This window comes from Vibrio sp. Vb2880 (assembly GCF_033337975.1).
Taxonomy (GTDB): domain Bacteria; phylum Pseudomonadota; class Gammaproteobacteria; order Enterobacterales; family Vibrionaceae; genus Vibrio; species Vibrio alginolyticus.
This window is the reverse complement of sequence record NZ_JAWORT010000080.1, coordinates 1-788: the sequence shown is the minus strand read 5'-3', so window position 1 is coordinate 788 and position 788 is coordinate 1. Positions and strand designations below refer to the sequence as shown.

1 protein-coding gene is annotated in these 788 nt (G+C 54.6%); it reads right to left on the bottom strand.

What is annotated here, in order from left to right:
- The coding region (locus tag R7M92_RS24995; protein ID WP_318134578.1) for a VCBS domain-containing protein at window positions 1-788 on the bottom strand (788 nt) is incomplete at both ends.

Here is a 788-nt window from a genome sequence, read left to right as displayed (position 1 = left end):
GTGCCCGTAATATCAATCACGATGTTTTGTTGGGTGCCATCGGTTGCCGTCAGGGTGATGGTGTCTTGCACCTGATCACCCTCGTCCAGCTGTTGAACCTGGCTTTGGTCCAGCGTATACGTCCACTGCCCATCCACCAATGCTAGCTCACCATAGGTGCCCGTAACGGTAGTGTTTGCAAAAATCGGATCGTCGCCATTATCAACATCAGTAATAGCAATGGTGCCTGTTGCGGTCGCAACATCACCGAGATTGCCTTCGGTCACCTTACCGGTAAACGTGCCCGTCACGACGGGCGCATCTTCGGTGCCCGTAATATCAATCACGATGTTTTGTTGGGTGCCATCGGTTGCCGTCAGGGTGATGGTGTCTTGCACCTGATCACCCTCGTCCAGCTGTTGAACCTGGCTTTGGTCCAGCGTATACGTCCACTGCCCATCCACCAATGCTAGCTCACCATAGGTGCCCGTAACGGTAGTGTTGCTGAACACTGGCTCATCGCCATTGTCAACATCAGAGATGGTGATGGTGCCTGTTGCGGTCGCAACATCACCGAGATTGCCTTCGGTCACCGACCCCGTAAACGTGCCCGTCACGACGGGCGCATCTTCGGTGCCCGTAATATCAATCACGATGTTTTGTTGGGTGCCATCGGTTGCCGTCAGGGTGATGGTGTCTTGCACCTGATCACCCTCGTCCAGCTGTTGAACCTGGCTTTGGTCCAGCGTATACGTCCACTGCCCATCCACCAATGCTAGCTCACCATAGGTGCCCGTAACGGTAGTGTT